17 protein-coding genes are annotated in these 18,886 nt (G+C 27.7%); 3 read left to right on the forward strand and 14 right to left on the reverse strand.

Features of this window, described 5'->3' with window-relative positions; translation table 11 throughout:
• Position 1: 1 nt before the first annotated feature.
• Both H0I27_RS16505 and H0I27_RS16510 read right to left on the reverse strand, forming a co-directional pair.
• A complete protein-coding gene (locus tag H0I27_RS16505) occupies positions 2 to 982 on the reverse strand; it encodes a lipopolysaccharide assembly protein LapB (protein ID WP_218731730.1) in 981 nt (326 codons plus the stop codon).
• The gene (locus H0I27_RS16510) at positions 983 to 1,999 is read right to left on the reverse strand and encodes a sugar phosphate nucleotidyltransferase (protein ID WP_218731731.1); all 1,017 of its coding nucleotides are present in this window, start codon (positions 1,997 to 1,999) and stop codon (positions 983 to 985) included.
• Positions 2,000 to 2,222: 223 nt separating this feature from the next.
• On the opposite strand from H0I27_RS16510, the gene H0I27_RS16515 reads away from it, so the two are divergent.
• Entirely contained in the window at positions 2,223 to 4,094 is a 1,872-nt protein-coding gene (locus H0I27_RS16515; protein ID WP_218731732.1) for an ABC-F family ATP-binding cassette domain-containing protein, read from the forward strand.
• Between the two features lie 174 nt (positions 4,095 to 4,268).
• Here the strand turns inward: H0I27_RS16515 and H0I27_RS16520 are convergent, their stop codons facing one another.
• Entirely contained in the window at positions 4,269 to 4,985 is a 717-nt protein-coding gene (locus H0I27_RS16520; RefSeq protein WP_218731733.1) for a 3'-5' exonuclease, read from the reverse strand.
• A gap of 96 nt (positions 4,986 to 5,081) precedes the next feature.
• Positions 5,082 to 5,882, reverse strand: a complete 801-nt coding sequence (locus H0I27_RS16525) for a T9SS type A sorting domain-containing protein (RefSeq protein WP_218731734.1) — start codon at positions 5,880 to 5,882, stop codon at positions 5,082 to 5,084.
• A 238-nt stretch (positions 5,883 to 6,120) separates the two neighbouring features.
• Here H0I27_RS16525 and H0I27_RS16530 point away from each other — a divergent pair, with 238 nt between their 5' ends.
• Both H0I27_RS16530 and H0I27_RS16535 read left to right on the forward strand, forming a co-directional pair.
• A complete protein-coding gene (locus H0I27_RS16530; RefSeq protein WP_218731735.1) occupies positions 6,121 to 6,819 on the forward strand; it encodes a response regulator transcription factor in 699 nt (232 codons plus the stop codon).
• A 10-nt stretch (positions 6,820 to 6,829) separates the two neighbouring features.
• Positions 6,830 to 7,870, forward strand: a complete 1,041-nt coding sequence (locus tag H0I27_RS16535; protein WP_218731736.1) for a cell wall metabolism sensor histidine kinase WalK — start codon at positions 6,830 to 6,832, stop codon at positions 7,868 to 7,870.
• Here H0I27_RS16535 and H0I27_RS16540 read toward each other — a convergent pair.
• From H0I27_RS16540 to H0I27_RS16585, 10 genes are all read right to left on the reverse strand, one after another.
• The gene (locus tag H0I27_RS16540; RefSeq protein WP_218731737.1) at positions 7,835 to 8,893 is read right to left on the reverse strand and encodes a glycosyltransferase; all 1,059 of its coding nucleotides are present in this window, start codon (positions 8,891 to 8,893) and stop codon (positions 7,835 to 7,837) included. The genes H0I27_RS16535 and H0I27_RS16540 overlap by 36 nt on opposite strands.
• Positions 8,894 to 9,034: 141 nt before the next feature.
• Complete coding sequence (gene purD, locus H0I27_RS16545) at positions 9,035 to 10,309, reverse strand: phosphoribosylamine--glycine ligase (RefSeq protein ID WP_218731738.1); 1,275 nt, start codon at positions 10,307 to 10,309, stop codon at positions 9,035 to 9,037.
• Between the two features lie 104 nt (positions 10,310 to 10,413).
• Entirely contained in the window at positions 10,414 to 11,169 is a 756-nt protein-coding gene (locus H0I27_RS16550) for a glycosyltransferase (RefSeq protein ID WP_218731739.1), read from the reverse strand.
• Entirely contained in the window at positions 11,170 to 12,525 is a 1,356-nt protein-coding gene (locus H0I27_RS16555; RefSeq protein ID WP_218731740.1) for an exopolysaccharide biosynthesis polyprenyl glycosylphosphotransferase, read from the reverse strand. It lies immediately after the preceding gene.
• Positions 12,526 to 13,617 (reverse strand): glycosyltransferase, encoded by a 1,092-nt coding sequence (locus H0I27_RS16560; RefSeq protein ID WP_218731741.1) that lies wholly within the window; start codon positions 13,615 to 13,617, stop codon positions 12,526 to 12,528.
• The gene (locus tag H0I27_RS16565; RefSeq protein WP_218731742.1) at positions 13,614 to 14,804 is read right to left on the reverse strand and encodes an O-antigen ligase; all 1,191 of its coding nucleotides are present in this window, start codon (positions 14,802 to 14,804) and stop codon (positions 13,614 to 13,616) included. Before H0I27_RS16565 ends, H0I27_RS16560 begins: the two co-directional genes overlap by 4 nt.
• Positions 14,801 to 15,595 (reverse strand): glycosyltransferase, encoded by a 795-nt coding sequence (locus H0I27_RS16570; RefSeq protein ID WP_218731743.1) that lies wholly within the window; start codon positions 15,593 to 15,595, stop codon positions 14,801 to 14,803. The genes H0I27_RS16565 and H0I27_RS16570 overlap by 4 nt, the downstream gene beginning before the upstream one ends.
• Positions 15,588 to 16,979 carry an O-antigen ligase gene (locus H0I27_RS16575; protein ID WP_218731744.1) on the reverse strand — a complete coding sequence of 464 codons (1,392 nt, stop codon included), beginning with the start codon at positions 16,977 to 16,979 and terminating at the stop codon, positions 15,588 to 15,590. Before H0I27_RS16575 ends, H0I27_RS16570 begins: the two co-directional genes overlap by 8 nt.
• The gene (locus H0I27_RS16580) at positions 16,969 to 18,153 is read right to left on the reverse strand and encodes a hypothetical protein (RefSeq protein ID WP_218731745.1); all 1,185 of its coding nucleotides are present in this window, start codon (positions 18,151 to 18,153) and stop codon (positions 16,969 to 16,971) included. The genes H0I27_RS16575 and H0I27_RS16580 overlap by 11 nt, the downstream gene beginning before the upstream one ends.
• Positions 18,146 to 18,838, reverse strand: coding sequence for a glycosyltransferase family 32 protein (locus H0I27_RS16585; RefSeq protein ID WP_218731746.1), 693 nt, complete (start codon positions 18,836 to 18,838; stop codon positions 18,146 to 18,148). The genes H0I27_RS16580 and H0I27_RS16585 overlap by 8 nt, the downstream gene beginning before the upstream one ends.
• Positions 18,839 to 18,886: the final 48 nt, after the last annotated feature.

Here is an 18,886-nt window from a genome sequence, read left to right on the forward strand (position 1 = left end):
CTTAATTTTTTATTTTTTTTGATTTCTCTATAAAGTTTTTTTCCTCTTTAAAATTACCTAAACCATTATAAGAAACTGCCATTTCTTTATAAAAATCTGCTTCCATAGTATCCTCAATTACAAAATCGATACCATTCTGTAAACTTATTAACGCATTTTTAAACTTTTTCTGATAATTTAAAGCCTTTCCTTTCATTAAATATACAAAAGGCTGCGCAGGAAACAGCAAAATGCCTTCATCAGAATATTTTAAAAGCACTTCAGGATTCTCTTTAGCCGCTACTAAAATTTGCTGTAAAACAGCATATGATTTATTCGCTTTAAATTGCTCTTCAAGAGAGCCTCCATCAGTTATTTTTTTTTCAACCACCGAATTATTTCTCCTTTTAGCTAAGCCTTCTTTCAACCTTTTAAAAGAGGTAGAAAGTCCGTTATTCTGCTCCATTGTATTCATTAAAGAAATCGCTTTGTCTTCTTCTTTATTATTTAAATACAACTTTACCAATAACTCTTGCTCGCTTAAATTAAGAGTTACCAATTTTTCCTGAACTTCAATTGCATCAGAAAAATTTTTATCTTTTATATGGATTTTAACAAGATGCTGTAACATCCAAATATTATTGGGCTCATTATTAAGCGCTCTTTTTATGTACTCTTTTGCTAATAATGTTTTATTAAGCAGTAAATAATTTTTAGAAAACTCAAAATAAACAGCCATATTACCTGTTAAAATCTGGTTACTATTTTCTAAATTTTCAATCGCTTTTTGATAATTACCAATTGATTTTTCGGACAAAGCCTTAAAAAAAAATTGCTGAAAGTCTAACTCTTTTTCTTCTGTTAAATCCTTAGCAATTGGTATACTGTCTTGTGAGAAAGAGTTGAAGGAAAAGAGAACAAAGAAGAAAGAAAAAAGAGCATAGGTATAAAAACCTACAATATTCTTTTCTCTAAACTCTTTGTTCTTTCCTATAAATATCATTTATGTCAATTCTGTATAATCACCAATACTTACAGAAGTATATTTACCATTGTATTTTGCATGGTTACCAATCATTGCGTTGTCTAAATCGGCATTAGAAATCGCTACATTAGATTGAATTAGCGAGTTTACAATCGTAGAATTCTCCACTATACTATTTGCTCCAATAGAAACATAAGGTCCTATTTTTGCATTTTTAAGCACCACATTCTCACCAATAAAACATGGTTGAATAATTTCTGAGTTTTCTAAAACGACATCTTTAGCAACTAAATTATTACCAGCTTCATGTTCAAAACCTAAAACTTGTTTATTGGTATCTACTGTTGGATCTTTTTTACCACAATCCATCCAAGCATCTACCGTTCCAGGAATAAATTTTGCCCCTTGTTGCTTTAAAGATTCTAAAACATTTGTAAGTTGATACTCTCCATTTTCTTTTAAATCGTTGTCGATTAAATATTGAATTTCTTCTAATAATTTATCACCACTTTTAAAATAATAAATTCCAATAATTGCTAAATCTGAAACAAAATCTTTTGGCTTTTCTATAAAATCTGTAATAATACCATCTTGTAATTTTACAACACCAAAAGCACTTGGGTTTGCTACTTTACTTACCCAAATTGCACCATCAGCATTTACATCTAAAGTAAAATCTGCTTTAAATAAAGTATCTGCATAGGCAACAACACAAGGTCCAGTTAAAGATTCTTTTGCCATATAAATTGCATGTGCAGTTCCTAAAGCTTCTTCTTGCACATACACAGATCCTTTTGCACCTAATTCTGCAGCAATTTTTAATAATTGAGCTTCTGTGTCTGTAGGAAATCCTTTTGCAGTTGTACCGATAACAAAGGCAATTTCATCAATTTTTTCATCAATAACAGAAGCAATATCTTCTACTAAACGTTGTACAATTGGTTTTCCTGCAATTACGGTTAAAGGCTTAGGAACTGTTAATGTATGAGGTCTTAAACGAGACCCAATTCCGGCCATTGGCACTATTATTTTCATATCTTTTTTTTATCAATAAATATGGACGCAATATAGCACTAATTAAAATATTCTAAAATTAGATTTTGATGAAATATAATTACCTAAATCTCTTTAATTAACATAAAAACCAGAACATTTAACATAAATATAGCTTAGAATTCGCTCAAACAAATTAAATGACATCAAAAAACCTACTTAACGCTTGGGTTTTTGTTTCTTTGCAAAAAATAAATTTATTTCTGTGAATTATTTATCTGTTGAAAATATCTCTAAGTCTTACGGAGAACGCGTTTTATTTGAAGACATCTCTTTTGGAATTAGTAAAGACCAAAAAGTGGCTTTTGTTGCTAAAAATGGAAGTGGTAAAACATCCATCCTAAATATTATTGCTGGTTTAGATGTTCCAGATTCTGGACAAGTAGTTAGCAGAAAAGGAATTACCATTGCTTATTTAGCTCAAAAAGACGATATCGATCCAAAGCTAACCATTGAAGAAACTATTTTTGCAACGGATAATAAAATTCTTTCTATTGTTAATCAATATGAAAAAGCGTTATTAAACTTAGATGATACCGATGCGTATCAAGCTGCTTTTGAGCAAATGGAACATTACAATGCTTGGGATTTTGAAACGCAATACAGACAAATTTTATCGAAATTAAAATTAGACGATTTAACTTTAAAAGTAGGTGCACTTTCTGGAGGACAAAGAAAACGACTATCTTTAGCTATTGTTTTAATTAATAAACCCGATTTATTAATTCTAGATGAGCCTACAAATCATTTAGATTTAGAAATGATTGAATGGCTAGAAGCTTTCTTTGCCAAAGAAAAAATTACCTTATTTATGGTTACGCACGACCGTTATTTCTTAGAGCGTGTTTGTAACGAAATCTTAGAGTTAGATGAAGGTAAAATATATAAATACAAAGGGAATTACTCTTACTATTTACAAAATAAAGAAGAACGTTTAGCTCTAGAAGCTACCAATTTAGGAAAAGCTAAAAGTTTATTTAAAAAAGAATTAGAATGGATGCGAAAGCAACCAAAAGCAAGAACTACAAAATCTAAATCTAGAACGGATGACTTTTATCAAATTAAAGAAAAAGCACATCAGCGTAGAAAAGATCATCAAGTTCAATTAGAAATTAACATGGAACGTTTAGGAAGTAAAATTCTTGAACTTCATAAAGTTTCTAAGTCTTTTGGAGAAAAAAAGATTCTAGACAATTTCGAATATATTTTTAAACGTGGAGAACGTGTAGGAATTATTGGTAAAAACGGAACAGGAAAATCTTCTTTTTTAAATATTATTACAGAAACTGCTCCCGTGGATTCAGGTAAAGTTATTTTGGGTGAAACTGTAAAATATGGTTATTATACGCAAGCAGGAATTGAAATAAAAGAAGGACAAAAAGTAATTGAGGTTGTTAAAGAATTCGGTGAATTTATCCCTTTATCTAAAGGAAGAAAAATTTCTGCATCACAATTATTAGAACGTTTTTTGTTTGATAAAAAGAAACAATATGATTTTGTTGAAAAACTATCTGGAGGAGAGCAAAAACGTTTGTACTTATGTGCTGTTTTAATTCAGAATCCGAATTTCTTAATTTTAGATGAGCCTACAAACGATTTAGATGTTGTAACATTAAATGTATTAGAAAGTTTCTTATTAGACTTTCCTGGAAACCTCTTAGTGGTTTCTCACGACCGTTATTTTATGGATAAAATTGTAGATGCATTATTTGTTTTTAGAGGCGAAGGTGTTGTTGAAAATTTCCCAGGAAATTACTCAGATTTTAGAGCATATGATGATGGTTCTGCATTAACAGAAGCTACTGCAAAACCTATAGAAGCAAAAGAAGAGAAAAAGACTGAAAAAAAATCAAATAAAAACACCTTAACTTTTGATGAAAAGAGAGAGTTTGGTGCTTTGGAAGGAGATATTGAAAGACTTCAAAGAAGAAAAGCAACTATAGAAAAAGAGTTCTTAAATGTTGAAATTGCTGCTGACGATATTGCTAAAAAATCTGAAGAACTACAAGAAACAATCACAAATTTAGAACAAAAAGAAGAGCGCTGGTTAGAGCTTTCTATGAAATTAGAAGACTAAAAGTTGTTGTACAGAAGTTCGCTGAGTTTTTAAAAAAAATAGTTTTGAAAAGTTATTTTATTAGAGTTTCACCAATAAAAACTTAAAAATCCCCATAGAAAATAAACAAATTTTCTATGGGGATTTCATTTTTGGACCTCAGAGTTTCACTGTGGATCTGTATATGTAAAATAACTAAACACTTACAATATCTTCTGCCCTTAATAATTCTTGGTTATTAAAGCGCAATAAAATTTGGGCAACTGCAACGGTGTCTTTTTCACAATACTTTACAATTCTTTGTATATCTTTTTCTTGGTAATACACTTTTGCCACTTCACTCCCATCAATATCATCTTTTGGCGATGGGATTCCTAAAATAGACGTTAATAGTTTTAGTGATGTATAATGTTTATAGTCTCCAAACTTCCATAATTCTAAAGTATCTAAATGCGGAACTTCCCACGGTTTTTTCCCGAACAAGTTTAATTTACTTGGCAATTCAATTTGATGTACTATCATTCTTCTAGCGATAAAAGGGAAATCAAATTCCTTACCATTATGCGCACATAAAACATTGTTTTTCTTATTAAAATGTAGATTTAACAATGCTTTAAACTCCGTTAAAAGTTGATGTTCATCATCACCATAAAAAGACGTTAAGCGCAATTGTTTTTTCTTTTCAACATCTACAAAGTAACCAACAGAAATACAAACAATTTTACCAAATTCTGCCCAAATACCAGCTCTTTCGTAAAATATTTCTGCAGAAACTTCTTCCTTACGTTGATATTGGGTTTTCTTATTGTAAAGTTCTTGTGTTTCTTCAGCTAGTTGTCCCCAATTTTCATATTCAGGAACCGTTTCAATATCCAAAAAAAGGACATCATTTAAGTTGATAGGTAAATTCATAGCAATACGTTTTTCTTTTTCATTACTAAAGATAGTGAAAATAAAAAAGCTCCGAAATAAATTCGAAGCTTAATAAAATAAAAACGCGTTTAGAAGTTATCTAATCACTAATTTTTTTGTGGCAGTTTTACCAGCTTCTGTAACTTTTAAAATGTAGACTCCAGAATTAATTGCAGAAACATCTAAATTTTTCTTTAAACCAGAAAAAGAAGTTGAAAATACTCTTTTACCAATTACGCTAAAAAGAGATACCTCTTTAGTATCTGAGCTATTACTAGAAATTGTGAAATTTTTATTTGTAATAGGGTTTGGATACGTTGCAAAACCTTCTATTGAATTTTTAGATAAAGAAGCAGTAGCGTTTTTTACAAATGATAAGTCATCCCAATAAACCGTAGCACCTTTATATGTTCTTAGTTCAAAATAAAAATCCACAGCACCTACTGGAGCAGTTACAGTAGCTTCATATTTAGTCCAAGTACCAACGTTATTAGTTAAGTAACCATTCGAAGCATCTCCTCCTCTTATAATATCATTTGTTAAGTCATCTAAAACACTTTCGTTCTCAGCATCTTTCCAATAAGACCAAATACGAATATCCGTTCCATCTGTTTCAACAGATACTTTATACCAAAGTGTAATTGTATAAACAGCTCCTGCTGTAATCCCTGTAATTGTTTGTCCTAAATCTTTAGTTCCACCAACATGTTTGGCAGAAAAAGAACCTCCATGTATTTCTGTAGCTTCTTTGGTTATACTTTCTGCTTTTGTCCAACTTGTTGGCGAAGTATCATCATCCCAATTTTCAAAACCTCCGTTTAATAACATTTCTTGTCCAAAAGAAACTCCGGTTAAACAAAGTGTAAGTAATAAAGTAAAAATGTAATTTTTTTTCATGTGTTAATTATTTTAGATTTATACCCATAAAAATATGGATAATTAAGATAAAACAATCATAAACTTAATTAAATTATCGTTAATTCAATAAAAAAGACGAAATACTGAATTTTTATTAATAATAAAATCAACGTTATATTAACGTTAATAGATTGCATTGAGATTAAATGATTGTTAAGGAGCGGCCTTAATATTATTATTATTACTATTTTTGGTGTTGCATAGTTTAAATCTATTTATGAACAAAAGTGAGATTAAAATTTTATTGGTTGATGATGAGCCAGATATTATAGAAATTGTTGGCTATAATTTAAAAAATGAAGGCTATCAGATATTTACTGCAACAAATGGAATAGAAGCTGTTAAAGCTGCTAAAAAGAATATTCCACATCTAATTTTATTAGATATTATGATGCCAGAAATGGACGGAATAGAAGCTTGCGAAAAAATTAGAAAAGTAAAATCATTAGAAAACGTTGTTATTGCATTTTTAACAGCAAGAGGCGAAGACTACTCTCAATTAGCTGGTTTTGAGGCCGGTGCAGATGATTATATTACAAAACCTATTAAACCTAAAGTTTTAATAAGTAAAGTAAAATCTCTATTACGAAGACTAAAAACCAAAAAAGATAGCGAAGAAACTTTTAAAATAGGTGATATTGTCATTGATAGAGATGAATATGTAGTTTATAAAGCTGGTAAAAGAATATCTCTTCCTAGAAAAGAATTCGAATTATTTTCTTTGTTAACCTCTAAACCCGGTAAAGTTTTTAAAAGAGAAGTTATTTTAGATACTGTTTGGGGAAACGAAGTTGTTGTAGGCGGTAGAACTATTGACGTACACATTAGAAAACTACGTGAAAAAATTGGTGATGACCACTTTAAAACCGTAAAAGGAGTTGGCTATAAGTTTGTTTTAGAAGGCGCAGAGCATTAAAATTGCCCTCATGAAAATTAAAAAAACATATTCTTACGCACTTTGGTCTGCCTTATATTTAACACTGCTTACAGTTGTAATCGCAGCATTATCCTATTGTTTTTTTTCTAAGCATATTGGTATTGGTTCTGTCCTTTTTTCTATTGCAGTTCTTTATGTAATTTCCTTTTTTATCATTCAGTATAGAACAGAGCACTTTATATACAGACGCCTTAAAAAAATATACGAAGATGTTTCTATCTTAGACGTAAACGATTTACGAAGAGATTCTGTAACTACAGATATTGATAAACTTTCTAAAAGAATGCAAAGATTCGTAGAAGGTAAAAGACTAGAGATAAAAAGCTTAACTGAGAGAGATTCTTTTAGAAGAGATTTTTTAGGAAACGTTGCTCACGAACTTAAAACACCTTTATTTACAGTACAAGGCTATATTTTAACCTTAATTGAAGGAGCCGTAAACGACAAAGAAATTAGAACAAAATATCTTGAGAGAGCTAATAAAGGAGTAGAAAGGTTGGTTGCCGTTATTAAAGATTTAGATATGATTGCTAAATTAGAGAATGACGGTATGAAATTAAATAAGGATGTCTTTAACATTTTAGAATTGGTTCAAAATGTTTTTGATATGTTTGAAATGAGAGCAAAAAAAAGAAACATTACCTTAAAATTTGACAGAATTCATGAATTTCCTGTATTTGTAAAAGGAGATGCAGAAAAAATTGAACAAGTTTTAATCAACTTAATTGTAAACTCTATTAAATACGGTAAACCAAACGGAACTACTATAGTTGCTATAGAAAGTTATAATGAAGCTAAGTTTATTGTTAAAACAATAGATAATGGAGAAGGAATTAAACCACAACATCTTTCTAGACTTTTTGAAAGGTTCTACCGAGTAGACCAAAGTAGATCTAGAGAACAAGGCGGTTCTGGTTTAGGTTTGTCTATTGTAAAACACATTATAGAAGCACACAACGAAACCATTTTATTAAAAAGTACTTATGGTGAAGGATCAGAGTTTTCTTTTACGCTCGAAAAGCCTAAATAAACCTGAATCTAAGATTGTTTCAGTAGTTTTTAAACCTTTATAATTTTCTATTTTAGAAATATCTTCTTTTACAAAATCTTTCATATTTGAAAAAGGAGCTAACTTTTTACTTTCTAAAAACGAAGCTAAATACTCTTGTTCTGGTTGATGTTCTGTAGGAATAAAAAACACTTTTTTATCTAAAACAGCTAAATCCATTATAGAGGAATAACCAGATCTGCAAATAACAATTTTACTCGAATTGATTAATTTTTGAAGTTCTTCTGATAATAAATAATTGTAAAACGTACTATTTTTTAAAGTCCATTTTTTTTGAGTTGCTTCTACTTTACCCAAAACAAAAACAATATTTCTAGAGTCATTTTTAAAGGCTGATATCAATTTATTTTCTAAAAGGGTTCTATTGGGTTCTGGACCAGAAAAAATGATTAAAATATCAATATTTTGAGCTGATGCTTGCTTTTTAAAACGACTTAATACTCCAATAAATTTTAAATTGATATTATTTTTGGTTGATGATAATTTTCCTGAAAACTGAGAACCGTTATTATCAGGAATCCAACACTCATTAAACTTTTTGATTATTTTTTGATGAAAATAGGAAGTAAAAAAAGTAGTGATGCCAGATAAAACATTTATTTGATGGGTAATATAAACAGAAGGAACTAATGAACTTCTTACTCCAAATCTGTTATCTGATATTACACCAACAACGTCTGTGTTTTTAAGTATAAAATCATTGATAATTTTATGCTCTTCTCTAACTGCTTTTAAAACCTGAGGTATTTGCAAAAGTAATCCCAACTTTAAATTTCTATGGTAAGAAATGTTATAAGCTGGGATTTCTATATATTCTAAACTAGGAAATTCTTTTCTTAAAAAGGTTAAAGCATTTCTGTCTGATGCAATTATTGGTGTAAAATTGTTTTCTAACAACGCATTTATAATTGGCACACAACGTGTTGCATGACCTAAGCCCCAATTTAAAGGAGCTACAATTATTTTATTTTGGGTAGCTTTCATTTTTTAATAATCACTAAAAAACTCGGATAAAACAGTTGATTTTAAACAAGTGCGTTAAGGATTGAAATGGCATCCTTTTTTTCTTTTTCTGAAAAAAAGATACAATGGAAAGCCTGTTAAAACGCCCAAATAAAAATAGATCTACACCAAATCGAAACCAATGTCTTTTCTGTAATTCATTTTATCGAAATGAATCTTATCGATACTTTTATAACTCTTTTCTAAAGCCTCTTCAATGGTGTCACCAAATGAGGTTACCGCGATAACTCTACCTCCACTTGTAACAACTTTGCCATCTTTAATGGTAGTTCCTGCATGAAAAACGAAAGAATCTTCTACAGTATCGTAACCTGTAATTTCTTTGTTTTTTTCATAAGCTTCTGGATATCCTCCAGAAACCAACATAACTGTAGTTGCCGTTTTATCGGTTACAGAAAACGATTTTTCGCTTAAGTTCTGATTTGCCACTCCTTCGAACAATTCAAATAAATCTGACTCAATTCTAGGCAAAACAACTTCCGTTTCCGGATCTCCCATTCTAACGTTATACTCAACCACAGAAGGGTTTCCGTTATCATTCATCAATCCAATAAAGATAAAACCTCTATAATCGATTCCGTCTTTCTGTAAACCTGCAATGGTAGGTTTTACAACCAATTCTTCTACTTTATCTAAAAATGCTTTATCTGCAAACGGTACGGGAGAAATTGCGCCCATTCCACCAGTATTTAAACCAGCATCTCCTTCGCCAATTCTTTTATAATCTTTAGCTGAAGGTAAAATTTTATAACTTTTTCCGTCTGTTAACACAAAGACAGATAATTCTATTCCTTTTAAAAACTCTTCGATAACTACGGTTGTAGATGCATCTCCAAATTTCCCATTAGAAACCATTTCTTCTAATTCGGTTTTTGCTTCTTCTAAAGAGTTTAAAATTAACACTCCTTTTCCTGCAGCTAAACCATCTGCTTTTAAAACATAAGGCGGCTCTAAAGTTTCTAGAAAAGCAAAACCTTCTTGTAAATTATCTTTAGTAAAAGACTCGTAACGTGCTGTAGGAACACCATGTTTTTGCATGAATTGTTTAGAAAAATCTTTAGATCCTTCTAATAAAGCACCGTCTTTTTTAGGCCCGATTACTGGAATATTTTTTAACTCTTCGTCTGCCAAAAAGAAATCGTGCACACCAGCTACCAAAGGTACTTCTGGACCAACAACAACCATTTTAATGTTGTTTTCTAATGTAACCTTTTTAACCGCTTCAAAATCAGTAACACTAATATTAATGTTGGTTGCTATTTTATCTGTTCCTGCATTTCCTGGAGCTACAAAAAGTTTATTAATTTTTTTACTTTCTAATAATTTTATAGCAAAAGCGTGTTCTCTACCTCCAGAACCTAAAATAAGTACATTCATTGTTTGTTGTGTTGTTGTTAATGCAAATATATTTTAAATTCTTTGGATTTCCACTTTCGTGGGAAAGACATTTTAGAAATATGAATTTTAATAATTGTTTAATTTTAACTAAAACTCCATTTTAAAAAATATTTAATTGCGGATGCTAGGTGATAAAAAAATAATTTAATATTTTTTGATGAACCTTTTTGATGTTGATGAGTAATTTCTATGTTTGGATAATATAGTTTCTTTTTTCCTGAATCATCTATTTTTCTACAAATATCAGCATCTTCCATATATAAGAAATAACGTTCATCGAACCCTTTTAGATTTTTAAAATCGGCTGCTTTAAAAAGCATAAAACAACCATGAATAAATTCTGGATAAAATGGTTTTGATAAATCTTTATTTCTATACTCGTTTTTTAAAATTTGATTTTTAGAGATCTTTAGTTTTCTATTTATCAAATCAAAAAAAGTTGGATGTTTTCTACAAACGTATTGTTTTTCTTTATTTGGATAAATAACTTTTGGTGTTATAAAAGAAACATCTTTTTCTTCTTCTAATTTACTAATTAGAATAGGAATAATTAGAGAATCAAACTCTACATCAGGATTTAAAACCAGATGAAATTGAGAGTTGACTTTATCTAAAACTAAATTATGAGCACGACCGAAACCTATATTTTTTCCAACAAAAATATATTCAATTTCAGAAGAAACAAAGTGTTTCTGTAACGTATTTGAAGGCGAATTATCAATTAAAAAAAGTTTCTTATCTAAATTTATTTTTAAAAAAGAGTCAATCGTTTTTTTTAATGATGATAGATTTTCATTGTAAAGAACAATTGTAGCTGTAAGTGTAACATTTCCTGTCATCTAATACGCCTTTTCTTCTCCTTTAAAAACATTAAGAATGGTCTGTAAAATAATTTTGATATCTAAAAAAAATGACCAATTTTCTATATAAAAAATATCTAACCTTACTCTATTTTTAATATCTGTTCTTCTTTTTATTTCTCCTCTATACCCACTTACTTGGGCTAAACCAGTAATTCCTGGTTTTACAATATGTCTTTTTAAATAATCATCTACATCTTTTTGATACTCTAAAGACAAACTTTCTAAATGTGGTCTGGGTCCAACTACACTCATGTCACCAATTAATACATTAAAAAACTGAGGTAATTCATCCATACTTGTTTTGCGTAAAAACGCTCCAATCGTTGTTACTCTGGCATCATTTTTTGTAGCATGTATTTTATCTGATAAATCATTTATTTGCATAGATCTAAATTTGTAACATATAAATTCTTCTCCGTTTATACCTTCCCTTCCTTGTTTAAAAATTAAAGGTCCTTTAGATTCTAATTTGATTAAAAACCATAAAATAGGTAATAACCATGATAACAGAAAAATGATTACGAATAAAGAAAAGAAGACATCAAATACTCTTTTAATGTAAAAGTTTTCCGCAAACTCAAAGGGCAGTTTATTTACATTTAAAACCATTAATGCATCGTCATAATATTCTACACTCTGATTTTTACTATACAATTCACTTGAGTTTGGTATCAGTTTTAAAACAATGTCCTTATCAATTGCAAACTTGTTTATTTTTTTTATTTGATCTTCATTTAATGATGACAAAGAGCAGTAAATTTGATCTACAAAATTATCTGTTACATATTTAAACACACTTTCTAAATCTCCTAAACATTCACTATTCTTATACTTTTTATCCGAGAAAAAGCCTAAATATCTATATCCTAAGTTAGATTTACTTTTAAAAAGTTTAATAATATTTTTTGAAGAATCATCAAAACCAACTACAATCGTCGTTCTAAAGTTATTCCCAAGAGACCTGTATTTCTTTAACAATAGAAGCCACAAAAATTTTACTAAAGAAACACTTAAAATTATAGAAATTAAAATTAAAAACTGATTATTAACAACCTCTCCTTCTCTAAAGAAACCGAAATAAGCAAAATAACCTAGAATAAAAAGGAGAAATTGTTTTCCTAAAAGTGTAGAAACTCTTAGTAAACCTGTATACCTATATACATTATAGAACCCAAATAAATAAGTTGTAACAAGCCAAAAAACAGATATGTATGATAGAAAGTAAACATTTAAAAATGCTTTATCATATATTAAATAAACAATAACGTTGATAATAAGTAGGTCTACAAATGTTTGAAGTGGTCTTATTAAATAGGAAAAGCGTTTTTTCATCTAATCTAATTCTAAGGTTTCAATTACTTTTTTATGAAATTTATTTTTAAAATTGTCTATTGAAAAACCTAACGAATGTTCTCTTATAGATTTGCAGTTAAACTTAATACTTTCAAATTTATTAATCGCATCGGTTAATGATGCTACAGTTTGTTCTCTAAAGAATATTCCCGTTTTATTTTCTAATACTGTATCTAAAGCCCCCCCAGATCCATAAGCAATTACTGGTGTACCACAAACCTGTGGTTCTAAAAGCGCTATTCCAAAATCTTCTTTACCACAAAAAACAAAAGCTTTTGCTTTTTTTAATAATTGCTTAGATTCTTCTGGGAATAAATATCCTTTAAACTCAATATTTTTATTTGCTTTATCTTTAAATTCTTTCATTAAGGAACCGTCTCCAATAATAACTAATTTTTTTCCATTCTTATTAAATGCATCTATTAATAAATCATATCTTTTGTAAGGCTCTAATCTACCTACAGATACATAAAAATCTTCTTTTTCTTCACAATACTCAAAATCATCCACATTTACTGGTGGATTAATAGTATATACTTTTCTTTTATACTTATCTATTGCCCAATTAGATACAAAATCGGAAACAGATATTATTACTGTAGGTTTTTTAGACATTCTTATATCAAACCTTCTCATTGAAGGTATAATAAAAGAACCTATTTTTTTTATGCCTTTAAAATACAATTCTTTTTCTTCCCAAACATATTTTAAATTTCTTGCTACTAAATAAGAAATATGTTTGCTACTTTTTTTATAACTTATTCCTTTTACAACAGAATGTGTAACACTTATAATAAGTGCATTTTCTTCTTTAACTTTTAATTGTTTTAAGAAAAAAGGAAAAAGAGGTAATGCTGCTCTAAACTTACTCCCAAATATTTTTAAAAAAGTCGTTTCTATAGGAATCACTTTATTACCAAATATTTTTTTTAAATTTTCTTTTGGCATTATATTTATTAAAACATAAACTTTATCAAAATTGTATTTTTGATGTAAATATTTTACAACCTGTTCTGACCCTGCATAGGCATCTAACCAATCCATCACTAATATTTTTTTTTCTATTTTCATTTTTTTTCTTTCGTAATTTTATGAAATAAAGGTATAAAAACACCAAATAAATATACACCCAATTGCCTATGAAATAAATTCTCTACCATTAAAAAAAGTACAAAGGAACATATAACAAATATCGAATTAAAACTATCTTTAAATGTATACAAAGAAAAAAATAAAATTGATAACATTAATGTTAAACCAACAATACCTCCTTCTAAGAAAATATCTAAAAATTGATTATGAGTATTAAACGCAGTTTTTAGATAATAATCTCTTTTAGAAATATTATCTATATTATCCTTATAACACTTATTTAAATTATCCTGAATAGTATTTCGATTATTATGACCAAAATAAAAATTAAATTTCGAATCATTAATTTGGTTAAAAACACAATCCCAAATAACAAACCTTGGCTCTTGGTTTTTTAATACTTTAATTGTCTGGCTATAAGAATTTTCTATATGTAATCTATCTTTCAAATTTTTATTCTTTGAAAAAAAAATCGTGATTAGAACTACAATGGTAATGAATCCTAAAACTGACTTAGTCCTTGAAAACTTAAGATAAGTTATACTTCTTATGACCAAATAAATGACCAATAAGAATAATGCCAATCTAGCAACAATAACATAAAGAAAAACAGCAATTAAAAAAGCTAGCACTAAATAAGTTATTTTTTCTGCTTTTAATTTAAGTTTAAGAAACAATATGTCTATTAAAACAATTGCAATTAAACACATAAAACCAAAATAAGGTCTATGAATTAAAATTAAATCTTGCACTTCTGCAGTGTTACCAAAAGGCAAGGCTTTAAAAGAAAGATAAAATTTTAAAATTTTAAAAAAAGAAAGTATAATCGCAAAAGAAACACCTAAAATGTATCCTTTTATAACTAAAGTTACATTTTTAACATTAAAAAATAAAAAACTTAAAGCAAGAATAACAAGCAACTGCTTATATATATTAAAATTTTCTAGGAAGGTATTAAAGAAGGTTGCCTTAAAAATAATATATAAAACATATATAACTACTAACTTACTATATGTATTAGACAATATAACTTTGTCTTTTTTGAATAAGAAAATTAAAAAAAGAACTCCTAATAATATGTTTGGGATTGCCACTGATATTGGCAATGATAATAATAATACTGAAAAAACAATATCAAATAAATTATCTATTTTTTTTACTATCAATTCTTAATAATACTTTTTAATTTAATTAAAAGAGATAATGGTAAAATGTAGAGCAGACAGCTTCTTAACAAACCATATATAGGATATAAACCTAAATAAAAGTTATTTAGTATCAAGACTACTCTATTTTTTGCTTGTTTCTTTCTTAAAAGTGTAGAAATTCCTTTTGGATTTATCTCACATTTTACTAAAACCTTATTAATATTAGCAACTTTAAAGTTATTTGTTACATTAAAAAAAAACGCATAATCTTCTGCTGCCTTATAGTTAACAGGATATAAACCAATAGTATCTAAAATACTATTTCTAAACATAATGGTTGGATGAATATGCATGGCGTTAATAAACATCTTTTTTCTAATAAGTTTATCTTTTTCTGGCACTTTTAAAGTATAGACCAAATTTCCCTTTAAATCTACAAATTCTACGTTACTGCCAACTAACACAATCTCTTTATTAAAATCTAAAAATGATTCTTGTATTTTAAACCTTTCTTCTATACAAACATCTCCACAATCTAATCTCGCTGTGAACTCGTATTCTTTCTTCAAAATAAACTCTAAGCCTTTATTTAAAGCAATTTCGATCCCTTTATTCTCTGGAAGGTATTCAAAATAAACTTCTCCATTAGCTAAATAAGAAGATCTAACCGTGTTTTCATCAAATTTAATGGCACTCCCATCATCTACAATAATGACATCTAAGAATTCCTCTTTGTTTATTGACTTTAAAGATTTATAAAGCCCAATTGGGTTGTTAAAATGGGGAATTAACAAAATAACTCTATTCATTTTCTATTTTTTTCTGTTGAATTTGCAATATTAATAACGCTAAACAAATCCAAAATCCATAAATTCTAAAACTATCAAATTGCAACCAATTTATTGAAAACCCAATAAATGAAATAAGTAATACAATAGGTACTATTTTTTCTATGTCATTTCTGCTTTTAATTAGCTTTTTACATTGTCGCATAATTAAAAAAATAAATGACACAAAAATTAAAACTCCTATGATTCCTGTTTCGGCTAACAATCTAGTATAAAGATTGAAGCCTGGAGGAAAGGATGTATCTTTATCATTTAAATAATATTCCTTAAACTCATAATTATTATGAGTAGCCCATTTAGGATATTTATCTTTTAAATGATAAGCTTGTTGGCCAAAACCAACACCAACAATGGGGTTCTCTTCAAATACTAATAATGATGTGTATTGAATACCAAACCTAGATCTATTAGAAATACTTTTTGTTAGGTTTTTTTTAAAATTAAGTGTACTTAATTTAGTTTCAACTGCCTCTGCTACTTTTTTGCCATTAAAAACAAACAACAAAATAATTAATGCACTAAATAAAAGCAAAAACCTCTGTATAACTTTCTGAAATTTAATATTAATTGAAAATACAACCCCTATAAAAAATATAAATTGAAATATCACAACAATTAACGCTGTTCTAGATCCTGAAAAAAAAGTTAATATAAAAACAACTATAGTTGGTATGTATTTTTTTACTCCTTTTGAAGTTAAAATATAACTAAACATCCACCCACCTACTGTAATCAAATAAATTGCTAAAAAAGGAGGTTCATAAGCAACAGAAGAAATTCTTTTAAAATTAAAATCTAAACTTGTTTCTGTAAAAGGGAAATAATCAAATAGTTGAAAAAAACTTTTTAAAAAAGATAGATTAAAAACTAAAATTAAAATTTCTATAAAGGAATAAAACGAAATAAAAACAAAGGAATACAAAAGTATTTTTCTTAATCGAAGAAATATTGTTTTCAATTTATAGTTACTAAAAATGTTATAGGCAGTAACAAATAAGATTAAAGCTATTGAGAGCGCTAAAAATTGTCTAAAAAACCGATTAAACCCAGATGTTTGTTTTAAGTAATTCTCATAAATTGAAGTGAAATTTAATAACGTAGAAATAAATAACCAGCCTACAAAGAGGATTAAAAACTGAAAAAAAAGGTTTTTTACTGGTATTTTTAGATTCTTTTTAAAAAAAGAATCTAAAAAAAAGAACATCGATGCTAGTAGAAATAAAACAATTGCACCATCCTTTCTGTATTCTCCTAAAAAAGAAATACCCACATACGAATTAAAGGGAATAAAGAAAATCCCTAGAAAAAATAAAAATGTATATACTTCTTTTAAACTAATTCTCATTCTTTTTATTTAACAAAATATATGAAAGAATAGCCGATCCTAGGTTAATGATTAATTGAGATAAAAAGGTTGAAAAAGCAGCTATACGCATTCCGTATTTCTCAATAAAAAAATAATTGACAATAATATTAAATAAAATAGCTAATACACCTAAAGAAAATAAATACTTATACTTTCTGTAAGCAATTAAAAAAGAAAATGGCAATGTTACATACGTAATAAAGGCACCCAACATTAAAATGTTAGTATTCCAAAAAGAAATAATATATTCTTTGTAAATATAATGTGTAATGATAAAATTAAAAAGAATTGCAATTAAAAAAAGAGCAAAAGAAAATAACAAGACCTTTTTAAAACTTTTTTTAACAAATAGTATATAATCATCATTTTTGGCAATTTCTATTTGTTTGATGTTTAAAACCGTAAAAATTGGCACAACTAACATTAATGAAATATTATAAACTTTTAAAGAAAAAGAGTAAATACCTAAGCTTTTTTCAGACAAATATGCATCTACAAAATAAGAATCAATAAAAGAAATAAAAGGAATTAAAGCAGTGTAAAAAATTAAAAACTTAGACCTAAATAATAAAGTTTTTAATTTATCAAAAGTAATACTAAACTCTACCTCTCTTTTCTTTACAAAAAGAACACCTAAAAACACCATGGCTAAAAACGAAACTAAGTAGTTGATTTCTAGTAACTCTAAATAATTATTAGAGTCTAAAACATAAAAGAAAAGAATGGTTGTACCAAAAATACTTACTTGCCTAACTACATCAACAATACCATAATTATAATACCTTTCTTTAACATTTAAATATGATTTTAAAGATGTACCAATTATAAATGTTGTTATAAATAAAAAAAACAGATATAAATTTAACTTAGGATTTAAATGTGAAATTATATAAAAAAAAAGAGGCGCTAATAAAATGGATAAAAATAAAATTCCAAAATTAAATTTCTTGTAACTATATGTTTTAAAATCAACTAAATAAGAAGATAAAAAAGGATCTATAATTATTGCTCCTAAATGCAATAGAAGGAGAGAATAACTATACTCACCAAAGTCTTTAATCGATAAAAAAATTAATACAACAGCTATATTGGCAAGTCCCAAAGACTTAACAATAATATGCGATGATAATATTTTGAAAATATTTTTAAACATTTTTATTAAGAATTCTTCTATAAAACTGTCCTAGTTTAATGGATATTTTTTTTGCAGGACTAATCCAAGACATATTAAAGTGATGAATTCCAAAAGTATTTCTACTGATTACAATTTTACCATTTGTAAAGCTTTTGGGACAGAAAAAATCACTTGGATAAATTCTTAAATTATCAAGAATTAATTGTTCTTTGTTATTTTTTATAAGTCCTTTTTTATTTAAAATACTTGATATTATTTCTACATTCGTAATTGTATTTAATCCGTCTTCTAAAATAAACGATTTATCATCATAATAACTTAATAACTCTTTTATTAAATCGTTATTTTTCACACTACCTATTATACTGCTTTGTACAGAAACATCATCCTCAAACCCAGTAAAACTTTTATTAACCAAGAAGTCATCAATATTTTTTAGTAGCTCCATATCAGAATCAAGGTAAACTCCTCCATAGTTATAAAGCACCCAAAGTCTTATATAATCCGAAACAAAAGCCCACTTTTTTTTTTGATAAGCTTCATTTACAAATAAAGGTGCTTTATTAAAATCAAAGTTATCCTCATTCCATTCGATAAATTCATAATTCCCACAATATTTTTCCCAAGACTTCTCACATTGTTTTACCAATTTAGGTTTTTCTTTACCACCAACCCAAATTGAATGTATAATTTTAGGAATCATAGATTTTAGTTTTAGAAATTATTTATAGTTAGCTTCTTATATTACAAT

This window comes from Polaribacter sp. HaHaR_3_91 (assembly GCF_019278525.1).
Classification (GTDB): domain Bacteria; phylum Bacteroidota; class Bacteroidia; order Flavobacteriales; family Flavobacteriaceae; genus Polaribacter.

Bases quoted from the DNA above. Each gene is read 5' to 3' on its own strand.
- H0I27_RS16505 (WP_218731730.1), bottom strand. From the start codon at position 982: ATGATATTTATAGGAAAGAACAAAGAGTTTAGAGAAAAGAATATTGTA.
- H0I27_RS16510 (WP_218731731.1), bottom strand. From the start codon at position 1,999: ATGAAAATAATAGTGCCAATGGCCGGAATTGGGTCTCGTTTAAGACCT.
- H0I27_RS16520 (WP_218731733.1), bottom strand. From the start codon at position 4,985: ATGAATTTACCTATCAACTTAAATGATGTCCTTTTTTTGGATATTGAA.
- H0I27_RS16525 (WP_218731734.1), bottom strand. From the start codon at position 5,882: ATGAAAAAAAATTACATTTTTACTTTATTACTTACACTTTGTTTAACC.
- H0I27_RS16530 (WP_218731735.1), top strand. From the start codon at position 6,121: ATGAACAAAAGTGAGATTAAAATTTTATTGGTTGATGATGAGCCAGAT.
- H0I27_RS16535 (WP_218731736.1), top strand. From the start codon at position 6,830: ATGAAAATTAAAAAAACATATTCTTACGCACTTTGGTCTGCCTTATAT.
- H0I27_RS16540 (WP_218731737.1), bottom strand. From the start codon at position 8,893: ATGAAAGCTACCCAAAATAAAATAATTGTAGCTCCTTTAAATTGGGGC.
- purD (WP_218731738.1), bottom strand. From the start codon at position 10,309: ATGAATGTACTTATTTTAGGTTCTGGAGGTAGAGAACACGCTTTTGCT.
- H0I27_RS16550 (WP_218731739.1), bottom strand. From the start codon at position 11,169: ATGACAGGAAATGTTACACTTACAGCTACAATTGTTCTTTACAATGAA.
- H0I27_RS16555 (WP_218731740.1), bottom strand. From the start codon at position 12,525: ATGAAAAAACGCTTTTCCTATTTAATAAGACCACTTCAAACATTTGTA.
- H0I27_RS16560 (WP_218731741.1), bottom strand. From the start codon at position 13,617: ATGAAAATAGAAAAAAAAATATTAGTGATGGATTGGTTAGATGCCTAT.
- H0I27_RS16570 (WP_218731743.1), bottom strand. From the start codon at position 15,595: ATGAATAGAGTTATTTTGTTAATTCCCCATTTTAACAACCCAATTGGG.
- H0I27_RS16575 (WP_218731744.1), bottom strand. From the start codon at position 16,979: ATGAGAATTAGTTTAAAAGAAGTATATACATTTTTATTTTTTCTAGGG.
- H0I27_RS16580 (WP_218731745.1), bottom strand. From the start codon at position 18,153: ATGTTTAAAAATATTTTCAAAATATTATCATCGCATATTATTGTTAAG.
- H0I27_RS16585 (WP_218731746.1), bottom strand. From the start codon at position 18,838: ATGATTCCTAAAATTATACATTCAATTTGGGTTGGTGGTAAAGAAAAA.